Source organism: Croceibacterium xixiisoli (assembly GCF_009827305.1).
Lineage (GTDB): Bacteria > Pseudomonadota > Alphaproteobacteria > Sphingomonadales > Sphingomonadaceae > Croceibacterium_C > Croceibacterium_C xixiisoli.
Map to the genome: position 1 here is coordinate 1,420,083 of NZ_WTYJ01000001.1, position 17,639 is coordinate 1,437,721.

General features: G+C 63.5%; 19 protein-coding genes and 1 tRNA gene. 14 read left to right on the top strand and 6 right to left on the bottom strand.

Features of this window, described 5'->3' with window-relative positions:
• Positions 1 to 75 precede the first annotated feature (75 nt).
• The 4 genes from bamA to rpmE all read left to right on the top strand — a co-directional run bounded on the left by bamA (position 76) and on the right by rpmE (position 4,279).
• Entirely contained in the window at positions 76 to 2,751 is a 2,676-nt protein-coding gene (bamA, locus tag GRI97_RS06820) for an outer membrane protein assembly factor BamA (protein ID WP_161390304.1), read from the top strand.
• Positions 2,751 to 3,446, top strand: a complete 696-nt coding sequence (locus tag GRI97_RS06825; protein ID WP_161390305.1) for an OmpH family outer membrane protein — start codon at positions 2,751 to 2,753, stop codon at positions 3,444 to 3,446. Before bamA ends, GRI97_RS06825 begins: the two co-directional genes overlap by 1 nt.
• 22 nt (positions 3,447 to 3,468) lie before the next feature.
• On the top strand, positions 3,469 to 3,933 hold the full coding sequence (gene fabZ / locus GRI97_RS06830; protein ID WP_161390306.1) for a 3-hydroxyacyl-ACP dehydratase FabZ: 465 nt from the start codon (positions 3,469 to 3,471) through the stop codon (positions 3,931 to 3,933).
• 112 nt (positions 3,934 to 4,045) lie between these two features.
• On the top strand, positions 4,046 to 4,279 hold the full coding sequence (gene rpmE, locus GRI97_RS06835; protein WP_161390307.1) for a 50S ribosomal protein L31: 234 nt from the start codon (positions 4,046 to 4,048) through the stop codon (positions 4,277 to 4,279).
• 193 nt (positions 4,280 to 4,472) lie between these two features.
• On the opposite strand, the gene GRI97_RS06840 is transcribed toward rpmE, so the two are convergent.
• Both GRI97_RS06840 and GRI97_RS06845 read right to left on the bottom strand, forming a co-directional pair.
• Positions 4,473 to 4,898, bottom strand: coding sequence for a GFA family protein (locus tag GRI97_RS06840; protein WP_161390308.1), 426 nt, complete (start codon positions 4,896 to 4,898; stop codon positions 4,473 to 4,475).
• Entirely contained in the window at positions 4,898 to 5,533 is a 636-nt protein-coding gene (locus GRI97_RS06845) for a prolyl hydroxylase family protein (RefSeq protein WP_161390309.1), read from the bottom strand. Before GRI97_RS06845 ends, GRI97_RS06840 begins: the two co-directional genes overlap by 1 nt.
• Before the next feature lie 194 nt (positions 5,534 to 5,727).
• Between GRI97_RS06845 and GRI97_RS06850 the strand changes: the two genes are divergently transcribed.
• The 10 genes from GRI97_RS06850 to GRI97_RS06890 all read left to right on the top strand — a co-directional run bounded on the left by GRI97_RS06850 (position 5,728) and on the right by GRI97_RS06890 (position 13,936).
• Positions 5,728 to 5,804: transfer RNA gene (locus tag GRI97_RS06850), tRNA-His, on the top strand.
• A 45-nt stretch (positions 5,805 to 5,849) separates the two neighbouring features.
• Positions 5,850 to 6,914: a Leu/Phe/Val dehydrogenase gene (locus GRI97_RS06855; RefSeq protein ID WP_161390310.1), complete on the top strand. Its 1,065-nt coding sequence runs from the start codon at positions 5,850 to 5,852 to the stop codon at positions 6,912 to 6,914.
• A gap of 116 nt (positions 6,915 to 7,030) precedes the next feature.
• Positions 7,031 to 7,750: a heme ABC transporter permease CcmC gene (gene ccmC, locus GRI97_RS06860; RefSeq protein ID WP_161390311.1), complete on the top strand. Its 720-nt coding sequence runs from the start codon at positions 7,031 to 7,033 to the stop codon at positions 7,748 to 7,750.
• Positions 7,751 to 7,753: 3 nt separating this feature from the next.
• A complete protein-coding gene (locus GRI97_RS18370; protein ID WP_202392598.1) occupies positions 7,754 to 7,894 on the top strand; it encodes a hypothetical protein in 141 nt (46 codons plus the stop codon).
• Complete coding sequence (ccmE, locus tag GRI97_RS06865) at positions 7,891 to 8,367, top strand: cytochrome c maturation protein CcmE (RefSeq protein ID WP_161390312.1); 477 nt, start codon at positions 7,891 to 7,893, stop codon at positions 8,365 to 8,367. Before GRI97_RS18370 ends, ccmE begins: the two co-directional genes overlap by 4 nt.
• Positions 8,364 to 10,343, top strand: a complete 1,980-nt coding sequence (locus GRI97_RS06870) for a heme lyase CcmF/NrfE family subunit (protein ID WP_161390313.1) — start codon at positions 8,364 to 8,366, stop codon at positions 10,341 to 10,343. Before ccmE ends, GRI97_RS06870 begins: the two co-directional genes overlap by 4 nt.
• Complete coding sequence (locus GRI97_RS06875) at positions 10,340 to 10,876, top strand: redoxin family protein (RefSeq protein ID WP_161390314.1); 537 nt, start codon at positions 10,340 to 10,342, stop codon at positions 10,874 to 10,876. Before GRI97_RS06870 ends, GRI97_RS06875 begins: the two co-directional genes overlap by 4 nt.
• The gene (locus tag GRI97_RS06880; protein ID WP_161390315.1) at positions 10,876 to 11,280 is read left to right on the top strand and encodes a cytochrome c-type biogenesis protein; all 405 of its coding nucleotides are present in this window, start codon (positions 10,876 to 10,878) and stop codon (positions 11,278 to 11,280) included. The genes GRI97_RS06875 and GRI97_RS06880 overlap by 1 nt, the downstream gene beginning before the upstream one ends.
• Positions 11,277 to 11,954, top strand: a complete 678-nt coding sequence (locus tag GRI97_RS06885; protein ID WP_161390316.1) for a tetratricopeptide repeat protein — start codon at positions 11,277 to 11,279, stop codon at positions 11,952 to 11,954. The genes GRI97_RS06880 and GRI97_RS06885 overlap by 4 nt, the downstream gene beginning before the upstream one ends.
• An 86-nt stretch (positions 11,955 to 12,040) precedes the next feature.
• Positions 12,041 to 13,936 carry a potassium transporter Kup gene (locus GRI97_RS06890; RefSeq protein WP_161390317.1) on the top strand — a complete coding sequence of 632 codons (1,896 nt, stop codon included), beginning with the start codon at positions 12,041 to 12,043 and terminating at the stop codon, positions 13,934 to 13,936.
• A 69-nt stretch (positions 13,937 to 14,005) separates the two neighbouring features.
• On the opposite strand, the gene GRI97_RS06895 is transcribed toward GRI97_RS06890, so the two are convergent.
• From GRI97_RS06895 to dapF, 4 genes are read right to left on the bottom strand one after another with little or no spacing between them, the layout of a single operon-like run.
• A complete protein-coding gene (locus GRI97_RS06895; protein ID WP_161390318.1) occupies positions 14,006 to 14,650 on the bottom strand; it encodes an inner membrane-spanning protein YciB in 645 nt (214 codons plus the stop codon).
• On the bottom strand, positions 14,650 to 15,573 hold the full coding sequence (gene ftsY, locus GRI97_RS06900) for a signal recognition particle-docking protein FtsY (protein WP_161390319.1): 924 nt from the start codon (positions 15,571 to 15,573) through the stop codon (positions 14,650 to 14,652). The genes GRI97_RS06895 and ftsY overlap by 1 nt, the downstream gene beginning before the upstream one ends.
• On the bottom strand, positions 15,570 to 16,766 hold the full coding sequence (locus tag GRI97_RS06905) for a MiaB/RimO family radical SAM methylthiotransferase (protein ID WP_161390320.1): 1,197 nt from the start codon (positions 16,764 to 16,766) through the stop codon (positions 15,570 to 15,572). The genes ftsY and GRI97_RS06905 overlap by 4 nt, the downstream gene beginning before the upstream one ends.
• Positions 16,763 to 17,578 carry a diaminopimelate epimerase gene (dapF, locus tag GRI97_RS06910; protein ID WP_161390321.1) on the bottom strand — a complete coding sequence of 272 codons (816 nt, stop codon included), beginning with the start codon at positions 17,576 to 17,578 and terminating at the stop codon, positions 16,763 to 16,765. The genes GRI97_RS06905 and dapF overlap by 4 nt, the downstream gene beginning before the upstream one ends.
• Positions 17,579 to 17,639: the final 61 nt, after the last annotated feature.

The following is a 17,639-nucleotide window of genomic DNA, read 5'->3' on the forward strand; positions in this document are numbered from 1 at the left end:
CGCTGATCGGTCTCACGGGGCATGGCCGATGGTTCGCAGCACGGGATATGCAGTGTCGTAATGGATGGATCGGACATGAGCGCCAGGGCCAAGACTATTGTAGCCTCGCATTACGCCGTAGCCCTGATGGGCTGCACCTTTCTGGCTGGCTTGCCAGGAACGGCGCTTGCCCAGAACGCGCCGGCCGCACCTGCGCCGGCAACGCCAGCACCTGCGACACCGGCACCACCCGTTATCGCCACGCCGGAATCGGGCGATGTCATCCGCACGATCGCCGTGGCGGGTGCCCAGCGGCTCGAACCCGAAACGATCGTCAGCTATATCCAGCTTCGTCCCGGGCAGACCTATACCGCTGCCGCCGCCGACCAGGCGCTGAAGGATCTGGCCGCAACCGAACTGTTTTCCGATTATCGCATCCGCAATGACGGCGGCAATGTGGTCATCGAAATCACCGAAAATCCGGTGATCAACCGCATCGTGCTGGAAGGCAACAAGCGGTTGAAGGATGACAAGATCCTGCCGGAAATCCAGTTGGCATCCCGCCAGATCTTCACCCGTTCCAAAGTGCGGGCGGACGTGGCCCGCATCATCGAACTCTACAAGCGGCAGGGCCGCTTTGCCGCCACGGTCGAACCGCAGATGGTCCAGCTGGATCAGAACCGCGTCGACGTGGTCTTCGTCATCACCGAAGGGCCCAAGTCGCGCGTTCGCGGGATCAACATCATCGGCAACGAAGCCTTCTCCGATGGCGATCTGCGCGACGAGATGGTGACGAAGGAAACCAGCCTTCTCAAGATCCTGAGCTCCGCCACCACCTACGATCCCGATCGCCTGGCCTTCGATCAGCAGAAGCTGCGGCAGTTCTATCTGATGAACGGCTATGCCGATTTCCGCGTGGTGTCGGCCGTGGCCGAACTCACCCCGGACAAGCGTGACTTCATCATCACCTATGTGGTGGAAGAAGGCGAACGCTACAAATTCGGCAAGGTTGAGGTCGACAGCCAGCTGCGCGATTTCGACAGCAGCCTGATGACCCGCACCCTGCCGATGCAGACCGGCAATTGGTACGACGCCAAGCTGGTGGAAGACACGGTGGAAGGGCTGGCCGAAAGCGCCGGCACGTTCGGCTACGCCTTCGCCGACGTCCGCCCGCAGTTCAAGCGCAACGCCGAAGATCTGACGATGGACGTGACCTTCGTCATCAACGAAGCGCCGCGCGTTTACGTCGAACAGATCAACGTCAACGGCAACACGCTGACGCAGGACAAGGTGGTTCGCCGCGAATTCCGCCTGTCGGAAGGCGACGCCTTCAACTCGCTGCAGGTCCGCCGCTCCACCGCGCGCATCAATTCGCTGGGCTATTTCCAGCAGAATTTCGAAATCGAACAGGAACAGGGCAGCGCGCCTGACCGCGTCATCCTCAACGCCAATGTGCAGGAACAGCCGACCGGCGAACTGTCGCTTTCGGCCGGCTTCTCCAGCTTGGAAAGCTTCATTTTCCAGGGCTCGATCCGTCAGCGCAACTTCCGCGGTCGCGGGCAGACGGCGGCGCTGTCGCTCAACTATTCGCGCTATTCGCGCGCGGCATCGGTCAGCTTCACCGAACCCTATGTGTTCGACAAGAACATCTCGGCCGGTGTCGATATCTACCGCCGTGATTACAACAACGGTTATTTCAACCGCGCGACGGCAACCTATGAACAGGCCACCACGGGCTTTTCCATCCGCGCCGGTGTGCCGCTGTCGGAATACATGACCCTGATCGGTCGCTATACCTTCAACTATGATCAGATCACGATCGACGAAGACCAGTTCTTCGCCGATTTCAACGGTACCGGCCAACGCTATTGCGAACCGCTGCTGGCAGGGCGCTATCTCTGCGATGCCATCGGTACCCGCACCAGTTCGATCCTCGGCACATCGCTGATCTATGAAACGCTCGACAACCGCATCCGCCCAACGCGCGGTGAACGCGTCGTGCTGGAGGCTGACTTCGCTGGCCTCGGTGGCAGCAACCGCTATCTGAAGGGGCGGGCCGAGGCATCCAAGTTCTTCAACGTCGGCAGCGGCTTCATCTTCTCCGCCAAGGCAGAAGGCGGCTATATCCATGGCCTGTCGGGCGATGTGCTGCTGACCGACCGCTTCTTCCTGGGGGAACCGCAGATTCGCGGCTTCGACATTCGCGGTGTCGGTCCGCGTGTGCTTCGTCGCACCTACACGACAGATGCGGATGGCAATCAGGTGCTCGCACCTTATGATCGCAACAACATCCAGGACGATGCCCTGGGCGGCAATGCCTATTACCTGGGCAAGCTGGAGCTTGAAATTCCGCTGGGATCCGGTGCGCGCGAAATGGGGCTGCGGCCGTCCATCTTCCTCGACGCCGGCGCCGTATTCGGCATCCGCAGGCCGGATACCCGCGCTTACCCCGATGGTGTGCAGGCCGACCCGCTGTTCGATTCCAACAACAATGCGCTCTACGTGGATACCAATGGCGTGCAGACCACCAACCCCACCTCGGTCAATGCAGCCGGCGAAACGGTCAACAATCCCCGCGCCTTCCGCTACAATCTTCAGCCGTTTGCCGAGGAATTCTACGGCGATTCCGCCATGCCGCGCGTCTCCATCGGTGTCGGCGTAAACTGGAACTCGCCCTTCGGCCCGTTCCGCATCGACGTTGCCTACCCCCTGCTCAAGCAGGAGGGCGATGATACCAAGACCTTCTCCTTCAACGTAGGGACACAATTCTGATGAAGCTTGCTTTTGCCAAGGCCGCGCTTGCTGCCACCGCCATTGCCGTTGCGTTCCCCGCTGCGGCGCAGGTCACCTCCATTGCCATTGCCGAACCTTCCATCGCCGTTGCCGGTTCGCAGGCGCTGCAGGCTGCCTATACGCAGATCGGCACCGCCAACCAGGCCGCCCGCACGCAGCTGGAACAGGTTCAACAGCAGCGCGCCACGCTGCTCCGTCAGTTCGATACGGACGGCAATGGCGAACTGAGCGAAGCCGAACAGACCGCTGCCCAGGCCAACACTGCCGTGCTGCAGCAGATCCAGGGCCTTGATCAGCAGATCCAGCAGATCCAGCAGCCGATCACCATGCAGCGCATCTATGCGATCGAACAGATCCTGATGCAGTACAATGCATCGCTGCAGCAGGTGATCAGCCAGAAGAATCTTCAGCTGATCCTGACGCCCAGCGCCGTGATCTATGCCGTCGATGCTGCCGATGTCACGCAGGACATCACCACTGCGCTGAACGCCAAGGTGCCTACGGTAAACACCACGGTTCCGGCCAATTGGCAGCCACAGCGCGCCGCCGTGCAGATGTATCAGGAAGTGCAGGAAGTGCTGGTCGCTGCGCAGCAGCAGGCCGCCGCACAGCAGCAGGCGGGCGGCGCAGCCGCACCGGCGGCTCCGGCCCAGCAGCCGGTCCAGGGTCGCTGAGTCGAAACGAAGGGGGCAGAGCATGAGCGAGAACGAAACCGTGCGCGAATATGATATCGTGCAGATCCTCAACGCTCTGCCGCATCGTTACCCGCTGCTCCTCGTCGATCGGGTCCGTAACCTGATCGTCGGGGAGAGCATTCATGCGGTGAAGGCTGTCAGCTTCAACGAACAGTTCTTCCAGGGTCATTTCCCCGGTCGTCCGGTCATGCCGGGCGTGCTGCAGATTGAAGCGCTGGCCCAGGCTGCGGCCATTCTGGCCATCGAAACGCTCGAACTCGCCGGCAGCAACAAGCTGGTCTATTTCATGAGCATCGATGGAACCAAGTTCCGCAGCCCGGTCGAACCCGGGTGCCTGCTCGATCTCAATGTCGGCTTCATCCAGAAACGCGCCCGCGTGTGCAAGTTCTGGGGCAAGGCCAGCGTTGACGGCAAGGTGACCTGCGAAACCGAATTCACCGCCATGATTGCTGATCCCCCCGCCTGAGGCTGAGCCTTGGGGGCAGGGCTTGCAATTTCCGCGTGACCCCGATAGGGGGCGCGCTTTCCCGATACTGCCCGGCCGGTCGGAACCGGCCTCATGCAAGAAGGACTATGCCATGAAGGCCGATACGCATCCCGATTACCACATGATCACCGTCAAGATGACGGATGGCACCGAATTCCAGACCCGTTCGACCTGGGGCAAGGAAGGCGACACGATGGCACTCGACATCGATCCCACCAGCCACCCGGCCTGGACCGGCGGCACGCAGCGTCTGCAGGACGGTGGCCGCGTTGCCCAGTTCAACAAGCGTTTCGGTGGCCTCTCGCTCAAGAACAGCAAGAAGTAACCAACGCCACACGGCACAAGGAAAAAGGCGGCCCGCAACGGCCGCCTTTTTCTTTGCCTGCTGTGTGCTGCTGCCGGTCAGTCGCGCTGCCTGGAGCGATTTCTAAGCAGGTGGAATCACCTGCTGACTCGGAAATCGCGGCAAACAAAAGAAAATAGAGCGGCGATCCGATCCAATCGGATCGAAAACCGCTCTATTCGGGCGCCGACTCATACCTCAGTCGGCCAGCAATGCCCGATTTGCCGTCATTGTCGCGCGGATGATGGGCGCCGTCGGCAACCGCCAGATCGGGGAAATCCTCATACAGCCGCACGCCGGTGATGCAGGCTGCGTTGACGGCGAACTGATCGGGCGTGGCGCGCCGCTGGTGGAAACAATGGATGCCGCAACGGCTGCAGAACCAGTGTTTCGCGGTCATGCTGTGGAACTGGTAACAGCGCAGCAGATCTTCCCCCTGCGTCACCGTCAGATGATCGCTGGGCAGGCCGATCATCACCGCACCCTTCATGCTGCAGATCGAACAATTGCAGCGGATGCCGGTCTGATCCTGCGGCAGGCGGATGGTGAAATGCACCCCGCCGCAATGGCAGGCACAGGCCCTTTCCTGCAATGGCGCCATCACCATCCCCACACCCGTTCGCGATACCATTTGGTGATCACATATTTCACGCCCTTGCGCACCTTCATCCCGTGATGGAGCGTGGCGGCGTTGAGGCTGCCGTCAGGACGGTGATTGTTCCAGCAGACCAGCTTTCCTGCGGCCGGCTGGAAAGTCTTGTCGATCACCTTGAACCGGGTTGCCCCGCCGGCTTCTACATCGTTGAGATAGACCATGAAGGTCCAGGTGCGGTTGCCGGCGACAGAACAATATTTGCTGAAATCCTGGCCATTGGGTTCGAAATAATCGGTATGCGCCTTGAACTCCTGCCCCACGGCATAGCGTTGTCCCTGCATCGGTTCGCCATGGGTGGGGTCGATCCCGTTGAGCGCGAACAGCCGCGCTTCCAGATCCATCACCAGCGGATTGGTGCCGTCCAGATCGCAGGTCTCGCTGGTGCGGAAATAATTGTCGCCATTCTCGTCCGCGATCGTGGAGGGGCGCCGCCCGGCCTCGATCAGATCGATCAGGCCAAGGCACAGATCGGCGGGCAGGAAATCCGGCACATCGAACAGTTCCAGCCTGGGGGAGGGGACACGCCGCACGCCGGTGGTTTGCAGCAGAAATTCGGCAGAGGTTTCACCCGGATTCGTCATGGATCGGGTGATAGCGGGGCCGATGCCCCGCGCAAGCATGTGCAGCGCAGCGTAATAATCTTGCATAATGCACAACCATCGGCAGATTTTGCTTCCCATAATGGCGATGCTGTGCAAGAGGCCGGCGCCCGCGCTGATGCCGCTTGACCGGCCAGCGCAACCGCCTAACAGCCGCGAGAGCGGTTGAGGTTATGGCGACTGTAGCTCAGTTGGTTAGAGCGCCGGTTTGTGGTACCGGAGGTCGCGGGTTCGAACCCCGTCAGTCGCCCCATTTCTCGCAGATGCCGCATCATCTTTTCGCCATATGGAGCGGGCAATGACGGCATTCTGGACCGAAGCGGATTTTGACGCGCATGAGCATGTCGAGCTTGTGCATGATCGTCGATCCGGTCTCACCGCCATCATCGCGCTGCATTCCACCCATCTCGGCCCGGGCGCGGGCGGCACGCGCTTCTGGCATTATGCCGATCCGGCTGGCGCCATGCGCGATGCCCTGCGGCTGAGTCGCGGGATGAGCTACAAGAACGCCATGGCCGGCCTGCCCATGGGCGGCGGCAAGGCGGTCGTGCTGCTCGATGCTCAGCGAACGAAGACCCCGGACATGCTGGCCGCCTTTGGGGATGCGATCGCTGGGCTCGGCGGGCGCTATGTCACGGCGGAGGATGTCGGCGCCAGCGTTGCCGACATGGTCGCCATCTCCCAACGCACGCCGCATGTCTGCGGCCTGCCGGTGGCGGGCGGGGCGGCCGGGGGCGATCCGGGACCGTTCACGGCCCATGGCATTTTCCTGGGGATCAAGGCGGCGGTCGCCCATCGGCTGGGCACCGATGATCTGCAGGGTGTGCGCGTGGCGGTGCAGGGCTGCGGCAGTGTCGGCGGCGGCGTGGCGCGGCTGCTGGCGGCCGCAGGCGCGGTGTTGACGCTGGCCGATATCGATCACGGCCGCGCGGCCTCGCTGGCGGCCGAAACCGGCGGCACGGCCGTGCCGGTCGATTCGATTATGGCGACCGAATGCGATGTGTTCAGCCCCAATGCGTTGGGGGCGATCCTGGATGAAACGGGAATCGCGCGGCTGGCCTGCGGCATTGTCGCCGGCGGGGCCAACAACCAGCTGGCCCGCGCCGAACATGGCGCGCTGCTGGCCGACCGGAACATCCTCTACGCGCCGGATTATGTCATCAACGCCGGTGGCATCATCAATGTCAGCCTGGAATATCTGTGCCGTCAGCGCGGCACGCAATGCACGGCGGATGAGGTGAATGCGCGCATCGGCCAGATCCCCGAACGGCTCCGTACCATTTGGCGCGAAAGCGAATCCGGCGGGTTGAGCGCCGATGTGGTGGCCGACCGGATGGCGCAGCAGCTGATCGGCCGGGGCTGAGACGGGTTCATTCCGGGCAGAGTCAACTTCACCGCTTTGCACAGCTGTATGAGTCCGCCCTTGCGGGGCGGTTCAGCACCTGTCAAAGCGGCGCCCGTAAAGCGAAAAAACGAACTATGCACGGTTACGCCAATCCCGCCCGTTTCCTCAGAATTGCCCGCTGGCTGACGCCGGTGCTGCTGCTGAGCGGCCTGCTGATCACAGCGGGCACGATGGTCTATGGGCTGTTTCTGGCTCCGGCCGAACGGCTGCAGGGGGAAACCGTCCGCATCCTCTTCATCCATGTCCCCACTGTCTGGCTGGGCATGGCAGGGTGGAGCACGATCGCCATCTCAAGCCTGATGGAACTGGTGTGGCGCCATCCGCTGGCGGCGCTGGCCGCGCGCGGCGCCGCGGTGCCCGGCGCGCTGTTCACGGCCCTGGGGCTGGCGACCGGATCGATCTGGGGCCGGCCGGCCTGGGGCACATGGTGGGTGTGGGATGGTCGGCTGACGTCCTTCCTGGTGCTGCTGTTCCTCTATCTCGGCTATATCGCCCTGGCCGGCGCGGTCAGCCGCGAAGGCGGATCGAGCCGGATTCCGGCGATCTTCGGCCTGGTTGGTGCGATCAATATCCCGATCATTCATTATTCGGTGCTGTGGTGGAACAGCCTGCACCAGCCGCCCAGCATCGGCATGGGCAATTCGTCCATGTCGCCGGAATTTCTCTGGGGGCTGGGTGCTGGTGTGCTGGGTTTCAGCCTGCTGTTCGGCGCCGTGGTGCTGATGCGCATGCGCGCGCTGTTGGCAGAAATTCAGGCAGAGGCACGTCTGCGGCGCAAGGCTCTGGAGGCCTGAGACATGCGTGAAGCGCTCAATCAGTGGAATTTCGTGATCGCCGCCTATGCGGTAACGATCATCGGCACGCTGGCGATGGTCGGCTGGAGCTGGCTTTCCATGCGCAGAGCCGAACGCCAGAGAGAAAAGGCGCGTGGCAGATGAGCGGTTCAGCTTTGACCGGAGGTCTCAAGCCCAAGCACCAGCGGTTGGTGCTAGCGGTGCTGGCGCTGGTGGCGATCATTGCCGCCGGCATTCTGGCGGCCTGGGCGCTGCGCAATCAGGCCAGCTATTTCTACGTCCCCAGCGAAATGCAGGCCAACCCGCCGGAATTCGGCCGCGCCGTGCGGCTGGGCGGCATGGTGGAGGCGGGTTCGCTGTCGACCGCTGCCGATGGCGTGACCTGGAACTTCGTCGTTGGTGATGGCGAAGCACGGGTGCCGGTGGTGTTCACCGGCATCGTACCCGATCTCTTCGTCGAAGGCTCCGGCGTCGTCGCCGAAGGATCTCTGCGGCAGGACGGCACTTTCGTGGCCGACAACCTGCTGGCCAAGCATGATGAGAATTACATGCCGCGCGAACTGGAAAACATGACACCGGATCAGGTGCGCCAGACGGTGGCGGAAACCACCGAATGATCGCAGAACTGGGTCTTGCCGCGCTGTGGCTTGCCGCCGCGCTTGCCGGTTTGCAGTTGTTCGCGGCAGTCATCGGCCTGATCGGCAAGGGCGACGACGCCGAAGGTGCCGGCATCGCCGGGCTGGTGCGCCCGGCGGCGATCGTCCAGGCATTGCTCTGCGCCTTGTCGTTCGGCGCCCTGCTGCTGCTGTTCGCGCGGACCGATCTGTCGGTGCTGCTGGTGGCGACCAATTCCCATTCGATGAAGCCGATGATCTTCAAGCTGGCGGCCACCTGGGGCAACCACGAAGGGTCGATGCTGCTGTGGGTCTCGGTCATGGCGCTTTCGGGCGGGTTGATTGCGCTGGTCGAACGGCGTCTGCCGGTCCGCACGATGATCGCCACCCTGGGCGCGCAGGCCTTCGTTGGCCTGGGGTTCTATGCCTTCCTGCTGTTTTCCTCCAATCCGTTTGCGCGACTGGCAGAGCCCGTGGCCGAAGGGCAGGGGCTCAACCCGCTGCTGCAGGATATCGGCCTCGCCTTCCATCCGCCGACGCTCTATTTCGGCTATGTCGGGCTCTCGGTCGCTTTCAGCTTTGCCGTCGGCGCGCTGCTGACGCGGCAGGTCACGCCGGAATTTGCCCGGGTTATGCGCCCCTGGGTGCTCGGCGCCTGGAGCTTCCTGACGATCGGCATCACCGCCGGCAGCTATTGGGCCTATTATGAATTAGGCTGGGGCGGCTGGTGGTTCTGGGATCCGGTCGAAAACGCCTCCCTGATGCCCTGGCTCGCCGCAACCGCATTGCTCCATTCGGCCAGCGTGCTGGCCGCGCGCGACGCACTGCGCGCCTGGACGATCATGCTGGGCGTGGTCGCCTTTTCCATGAGCATGATCGGCACCTTCCTGGTCCGTTCGGGCATTCTGACCAGCGTGCATGCCTTTGCCGTTGATCCCGAGCGTGGCAGCTTCATCCTGGCGCTGCTGACGATCTATATCGGCGGGGCGCTGGTGCTGTTCGCTTTGCGCGCCAACACCGTGGCAGAGGGGGAACGCTTTTCGATCCTCAGCCGCGAAGGAGCGCTGGTGGTCAACAATGTCGCGCTCTCGGCCATTCTGGGGATTGTGCTGCTTGGCACGCTCTATCCGCTGCTGACCGAAGCCTTCGACGTGCGGGTGTCGGTCGGGCCGCCCTATTTCAACCCGGTCGGCGCAATCTTCTTCCTGCCGATGATGCTGGTGCTGGCGGTGGGCCCGATGCTGCGCTGGCGCAATGACCGGCTCGAACGCATCCGCTGGTCCGCAATCGGGTTGCTGGCCTTGCCGGTGGCGCTGGCGATCGGCCTGGGGATTTCTCTCAAGATCGATCTGCTGCCGCTGCTGGGCATGGCCCTGTCGGCGTCGGTGGCGATCGGGAGCCTGATGCCGTTGCGCGGCCGCGCCTTGCGCCGGGTGCCGTTGGCGACCTGGGGCATGGTTATTGCCCATTTCGGGGTTGCCGTGGCGCTGTTCGGCATGTCGGCCGATACCGCTTTCCAGAAGGAACGGCTGGTCGCCGCGCGCGTGGGTGAAACCGTGCAGGATGGGCCGTGGTCGATCACCCTCAAATCGGTGGAACCGGTGGCGGGGCCGAACTGGACGGCGATCCGCGCCACTCTGCTGGCCAGCTATGATGGCGGTCCGGTACAGGAAAGCCATCCGCAGGCGCGCAGTTTCTGGGCGCCGCCGCAGGATACCAGCGAATCAGCCCTGCTGACCCGTTGGAACGGGCAGCTTTATACCGTGCTGGGTGGGGAGGCTGAGGGCGATCGCTGGCAGTTGCGGCTGTGGTGGAAACCCTTCGTCACCTGGGTCTGGTATGGCGGCGTGCTGATCGCACTCGGCGGCGCGCTGGCCCTGATCGGCCGCGTGTCGGGCGACCTCAAGCGTCGCCGGGCGCAGGCCCGCAACATTGAACGCCGCAGCGCCGGTGATCCGCTGATGGAGAACCCGGCATGAAACGTCTGCGGCTGGTGTTGTGGGGCGTGGTGGCGGTCGTCGCCTGCCTATTTGGCCTGTTCGCTTTCCAGCTGAGCCGACCGAAGGACGATGTCGTCGTCAGCGCCATGATCGGCAAGCCGATGCCGCAATTCGATCTCAAGCCTTCGGTCGCTGATCGCCCGGGTCTTTCCACCCGCGATCTGATGGATGGCAAGCCCAAGCTCGTGAATGTCTTCGCCAGCTGGTGCGTGCCCTGCGCGGCCGAAGCGGAACAGCTGGCCGCGCTGGAACAGAATGGCGCCGTCATCGTCGGGATCGCCATTCGCGATCGGCCGCAGGATGTGGCCGCATTCCTGCAGGCCTATGGCAATCCCTTCACCCGGATCGGGGCCGACGACATCAGCGAAGTGCAGCTCTCGATCGGGTCGTCTGGCGTACCGGAAACCTTCGTCGTCGATGGCAAAGGCATCATCCGCTATCAGCATATCGGCGACATCCGGGCCGAGAATATCCCGCAGCTGCTGCAGGAACTGCGGAAGGCGGAATCGTGATGCGCACCTTTCTGGCCCTGCTGCTGACGCTGCTTGCCGTGCCCGTGGTGGCGCAGGACATGCTGCCGCCGGCGCCCTATGCCTATCAGCAGCTGGATGATCCGGCGCTCGAAACGCAGGCGCAGAACCTGATGCTGACGCTGCGCTGTCTCAAGTGCCAGAGCCAGTCCATCGCCGATAGCGATGCCCCCATGGCCGGCGACATGCGCCATCAGGTCCGCACGCGGATCGCTGCCGGCGAAAATCCAGAGGCCATCCGCGCATGGATGGTCGAACGTTATGGCGCCTATGTCAGCTACAAGCCTGAAGTCAGCGCCAGCACCTGGCCGCTGTTCGTGATTCCCCTGGTGCTGATCGCGCTGGTGTTGTTCGTGCTGAGCCAGCGGCTGCGGAGGCGTGCATGATCTGGCTGCTGGTTATCGCTCTGGCGCTGGCGGCTTTTGCCGTTGCCTTCGTGCTGATGCGCGGCGCGCGCAGCCGCTGGCCGGTGTTCGGCGCGGCCCTGTCGATCGGGCTCGCCGGCTATGCGCTGCATGCCAGTCCGGATCTGTCCGGTGCGCCGGCCACGGGCCGCAAGCCAGAACCCGAATTCGCCTTTGCCTTGGTGGATGCCCGGCGGGAAATGATGGCCGATGGCATGCGCTCGCACAACAAATGGGTGTTGACCGCCGATGCCTTTGCCCGGCGTGGCCAGTTTGAAACGGCTGCCGGCATGCTGGGCAATGCGCTGGAAGAAAAACCCGATGATGCAGAGGCGATGCTGGCGCTGGCCAATGTGCTGGTCGAACATGCCGATGGCGCGCTGACCAAACCGGCTTTGCTCGCTTACCGGCGCGCTGCACGGCTCGATCCCAAGGGGCTGGCACCGGGATATTTCCTGGGGCTGGCCTTGATTCGGCAGGGGCAATTGGTCGAGGCACGGCAGATGTGGATCGATACGCTGGCCACGGCGCCGGCCGACGCTGCCGGGCGGGAAGCCATGGCCGAACGGCTCGGCCGGCTCGACGCCTTGCTGTTGCAGCAGATTCAGATGTCGCAACCGGCTGAAACCCCGGCGCAAGCTCAGCCGACGCCGTGATGCGGCGCATCAGATTGCAGTCCCTGTCGGGCGCTGCTAGTTGGCGCGCTCCGCGGCCTTGAGTCGCACTTGGGGCTGAACTCGCAATGAGCGCAGTTAATGGTAACCAGACGCCCTCTGCCAAGGTTAAACTGGCAGTAGGCGCGATTGGTATTGTGTTCGGCGATATCGGCACCAGCCCGCTCTACGCCTTTCGTGAAACATTCTACGGTCCGCACCAGCTGACCATTGATGACGCCCATATTCTGGGCGTCGTCAGCCTGATCTTCTGGTCGATGACGCTGGTCGTCTCGATCCAGTATGTCTCGCTGATCCTGCGCGCCGACAACAAGGGCGAGGGCGGAACGCTTGCGCTCGTGGCCATGATCGGCCGCCATATCGACAAATCGAACTATGGCTGGATCACGGTGCTGCTGGGCGTCTTCGCCACCGCCCTGTTCTATGGCGACAGCATGATCACGCCGGCCGTGTCCGTGCTGTCGGCGGTCGAAGGGCTGGTGGTGGTGGAACGCCGGCTGGCGCCGCTGGTCATCCCGATCGCGCTGGTGCTGCTGATCGGCCTGTTCATGATCCAGAAACGCGGCACCAATCGCATCGGCAAGCTGTTCGCGCCGGTCATGCTGACCTATTTCACCACGCTGGCGGTGCTCGGGATCATCCATATCATCCAGACACCGGGCATCCTGGCGGCACTCAACCCCTGGTACGCGATCAACTTCTTCGTGCTGGACAAGTGGCTGGCCTTCCTCGCGCTGGGTTCGGTCGTGCTGGCGGTGACCGGCTCGGAAGCGCTCTATGCCGACATGGGCCATTTCGGACGCGGGCCGATGCGCCTCTCCTGGTTCGCGTTTGTCATGCCCTGTCTGCTGCTCAACTATTTCGGCCAGGGCGCGATGATCATCGGGCTCGGCGATGCCGCCGCAGCAGAGGCGATCAAGAACCCGTTCTTCTTCCTGGCCCCGGAAGCGTTCCGTCTACCCTTGGTGCTGCTGGCCACGGCGGCCACGGTCATCGCCAGCCAGGCGGTGATTTCAGGCGCCTTTTCGATCACCCATCAGGCGATCCAACTGGGCTTCATTCCCCGCCTGTCGATCCTCCACACCAATCAGCAGCATCATGGCCAGATCTATATCCCGCTGGTCAATTGGGCGCTGCTGGTGGCGGTGATCCTGCTGGTGCTGTTCTTCAAGAATTCGTCCAACCTCGCCTCTGCTTATGGTATCGCGGTGACCGGGGCGATGCTGATCGACACCTGCCTGATGGCGGTGCTGTTCATGGCCGTGTGGAAGTGGAAATGGTGGCTCGCAGTGCCCGCCATCTCGGTGTTCTTCATCGTCGATGGCGCTTATTTCGCCGCCAATGCCGCCAAGATACCCGATGGTGGCTGGTTCCCGCTGCTGATCGGCGCGATTGCCTTCACCCTGCTGACCACCTGGGCACGCGGACGCCGCCTGATGCGCATGCGCATGCGGGAGGCGGAACTGCCGCTGGATATCTTCGCCAAATCGGCCCGCAACAGCACGGCGCGGGTGCCGGGCACGGCGATCTTCATGAACTCGGGTTCCTCGGGTACGCCCTCGGCGCTGCTGCACAACATCAAGCACAACAAGGTGCTGCATGATCGGGTGGTGGTGCTGACGGTCAAGATCGCCGACGTGCCCTATGTGGAGGAAGAAAACCGCGTCGTCGTCACATCGCTGGACGATGGTTTCTATCGCGTGGTGCTGAACTATGGCTTCATGCAGGAAACCGACGTGCCCGCCGCGCTCAAGACCATCGAGATGTGCGGCGGCCCGTTCGAAATGATGAAGACCAGCTTCTTCCTGTCACGCCAGACGCTGCTGACGGCGGAAAAGCCGGGCATGGCGATCTGGCGGGAAAAGCTGTTCGCCTGGATGATGCGCAATGCCGCAACGCCGATGGATTTCTTCCGCCTGCCGACCAATCGCGTGGTGGAACTGGGCAGCCAAGTGGAAATCTGATCCAGCCGTACACGGGCAACAAAAAGGGGGCGGAGCCAATGGCGCCGCCCCCTTTTTTGTGGTCCTGCCTCATTCGGTCGGCGGGTTCTCGATCACTTCCTTCTTGTCGCCGACATCCAGCCCGTGGCGCATCAGCATCGGCAATTGGGTGAAGGTGAACAGGAAGCTCAGCGGCAGGAACAGCCACAGCTTGGCGGCCAGCCAGTCTTCGAAGCTGAGCGCGTACATCAGCCCGGTGTTGAGCACGGCCAGGAACAGGAAGAACAGGCCCCAGTTGCGCGACAGCTTGAGCCAGCCTTCATCGCTCAGCCCCTCGAACGCGGCCTCCAGCAGGACCTTGAGCAGCGCCTTGCCCCGGGCAAAGCCGGCCAGCAGGGCCACGCCGAAACCGACATAGATCAGCGTCGGCTTCCACTGGATGAAGCGTTCATCCTGGAAATAGATGGTCAGCGCGCCGAAGCCGACGATCAGCACGGTCGACAGCCACAGCATCGGCGAAATCTTGCCCAGCCGCAGCTTGGATACGGCCAGCGCGATCAGCGATGCGACGATGAAGGCCCCGGTGCTGCGCACGACGGCGAAGATTTCGCCGGCCGCATCATCGCCGTCGGGCTTGTAATATCGATAGACGAGGAAGAACACGAGCAGCGGCCCGTAATCGACCGCCAGATTGACCCAGCCGGATTTCGGCTTCTTCTGTTCGGTTTCGCTCATCACGCCACTCCGGCAATGACCCGCGCGACCAGATCGGGGTCGAACGGGCGCAGATCGTCGATTTTCTCACCCACGCCGATGGCATGGATCGGCAGGCCATATTGTTCCGCCGCCGCCACCAGCACCCCGCCGCGCGCCGTGCCGTCCAGCTTGGTCATGATCAGGCCGGTAACGCCAGCCACTTCCTTGAACACTTCGATCTGGGACAGGGCATTCTGGCCATTGGTGGCATCCAGCACCAGCACCACATCATGCGGCGCTTCCGGATTCAATCGGCCCAGCACGCGGCGGATCTTCGCCAGCTCGTCCATCAGTTCGCGCTTGTTCTGCAACCGGCCGGCGGTGTCGACCACCAGCGCATCGATCCCGGTCTCCGTGGCGGTCTTCACCGCGTCGAACACGATGCTGGCAGGATCTCCCCCTTCCGGCCCGCGCGTGATCGGCACGCCCAGCCGCTCGGCCCAGACGGCCAGCTGGCCAATGGCGGCGGCGCGGAACGTATCGCCCGCGGCCAGCATCACCCCGTAATCATCTTCCTGAAACAGATGCGCCAGCTTGGCGATGGTGGTCGTCTTGCCGCTGCCGTTGACGCCGATCACCAGGATCACCTGCGGGCGCGGGAAGGCGGTCACTTCCAGGGGCTTTGCCACCGGGCGCAGGATCGCGGCGATTTCCTCTGCCACCGCTTCCTTCAGCTCCCGCTCGGTCAGGGTCAGGCCGAACCGCTTTTCGGCCAGCTTGGCGCGGATGCGGCTGGCCGCTGCCGGGCCCAGATCGGACAGGATCAGCGCATCTTCCACCCCGTCAAGCGTCGCATCATCCAGCTTCGCCGTGCCGACGACGCCGGTCAGATTGTCTGACAGGCGCTCGGAAGTTTTGCGGAAGCCGCCGAACAGCCGTTCGGTCCAGCTCGCATCGGTCATAACAGCAGGCCTTCTTGCAAAGAGGTGGGGGTAATGGTCATCAGCGTGCCGGGCACCGTGCCATCGGGCACGGCCACGCGGGCGAAATTGCCGGAATATCCGGTGCCGTCCTTCTCGCTCAGCACATCCAGCGGCGTTCCGATCAGGCTCTGCAGCCAGCGGTCGCGACGCCGCGCGGTCTCTTCGCGCAGTTCGGCCGCACGGGTGCGGATAACGGCCTTGTCCAGCTGCGGCATGCGCGCTGCCGGCGTCTTGGGGCGCGGCGAATAGGGGAAGATATGGCCATGCACCACATCCAGATCGCGGATGATCGTACGATTGGCCTCATGCATCTCGGCGGTCTCGGTCGGGAAGCCGGCGATCAGATCTGCACCGATGGCAATATCCGGCCGGCGGCGGCGCAGTCCTTTCACCAGTTGCACGGCGTCAGCCCGGCTGTGGCGGCGCTTCATCCGTTTGAGGATTAGATCATGCCCATGCTGCAGCGACAGATGCAGATGCGGCACCATGCGCGGTTCACTGGCCAGCAGCTCGAACAGCTGCGCATCGATCTCCACCCCGTCGAGCGATGACATCCGCAACCGGGTTAGTTGCGGGAAGCCGTCCAGGATCGCCTGCACCAGCACGCCCAGGCCCGGCGCATTGGGCAGGTCATGCCCCCAGCTGGTCACATCGACTCCGGTCAGCACCACTTCGGACGCACCCTGCGCCAGATGCCGCTCCACTTCGGCCAGCACCTGCGGCACGTTCAGCGACAGGCTCGGCCCGCGACCTTGCGGAATCACGCAGAAGGTGCAGGCGTGATCGCAACCGTTCTGAACCGCGACAAACGCACGCGTGCGCGCAGGCAGGGCGTGCTGATGCGCAGGCAGGGCGCGCTCCGGCGCGTTCCAGGCGCGCGGATCCAGCTTGCTTGTGTTGGGGATCAACCCGTCCACTTCCGGCATCGCCGCCAGCGCATCCCGCTCGATATCGGCCGCGCAACCGGTCACCAGCAGCCGCGCATCGGGCCGCCCACGCCGCGCCCGGCGGATCGCCTGCCGCGTCTGCCGCACCGCCTCCGCCGTAACCGCGCAGGAATTGATCACCACCACATCACTCTCGGCGGCAAGCAGGGCGCGGATCTGTTCGCTTTCGGCGATATTCAGCCGACAGCCGAGTGAGACCACATCCACCCCGCGCTCTGCGCTCATGCGTAGAGATCCCATTCGAATGTGCCCCGGAAACTCTCCGTCGCGGGGCCGGCCATGGTGATGCGCTTGTCATCGCCCCAGCCGATCGACAGATCCCCCCCGGGCAGCCGCACCGTCACCCGGCGATCGGTCAGCCCACGGCGCATCGCTGCGATCGCCGTTGCGCAGGCGCCGGTGCCGCAGGCGCGCGTCAGCCCCGCACCGCGTTCCCACACCCGCAGGCGAATTGTCTGGCGATTCTCGATGGTTGCGACGTTCACATTGATCCGTTCGGGGAACAGCGGATCATTCTCGATCAGCGGACCCAGCCGTTCCAGCTCCACCGCATCGGTATCCGGCACGAAGAAAATGACATGCGGATTGCCAACATTGACGGCCACCGGCGCTTCCAGCTCTTCCCAGCCGACCGGCAGGGACAGCGTATCCATCGCATAGGCCAGCGGGATCCGGTCCCATTCCAGATTGGGCTGGCCCATATCCACGGCAATACCGGCGTCTGACGGCTCGGTGGTCAGCACCCCGGCCACGGTCTCGATCCGTGCAGGTTGCCCATGCAGCAGGCCGATGGCGCGGGTGGCATTGCCGCAGGCTTCCACTTCGCTGCCGTCAGCATTGAAAATCCGCATACGAAAATCCGCCGCGTCAGACCCTGCCGGCTCCAGCAAGATCAGCTGATCGCACCCGATCCCCGTGCGCCGGTCCGCCAGCGCCGCACCAAATCGCGCTGAAACCGGCGGCAGGGCCCGTTCCCGCGCGTCGAGCACGATGAAATCATTGCCCAGCCCATGCATCTTGGTGAAGTCGGTACGCATGCTAGCCACCTAGGGGTCAAGCGCCCGCTCCGCAATGGGCGGGCCATGGTTGCGGGCGTTG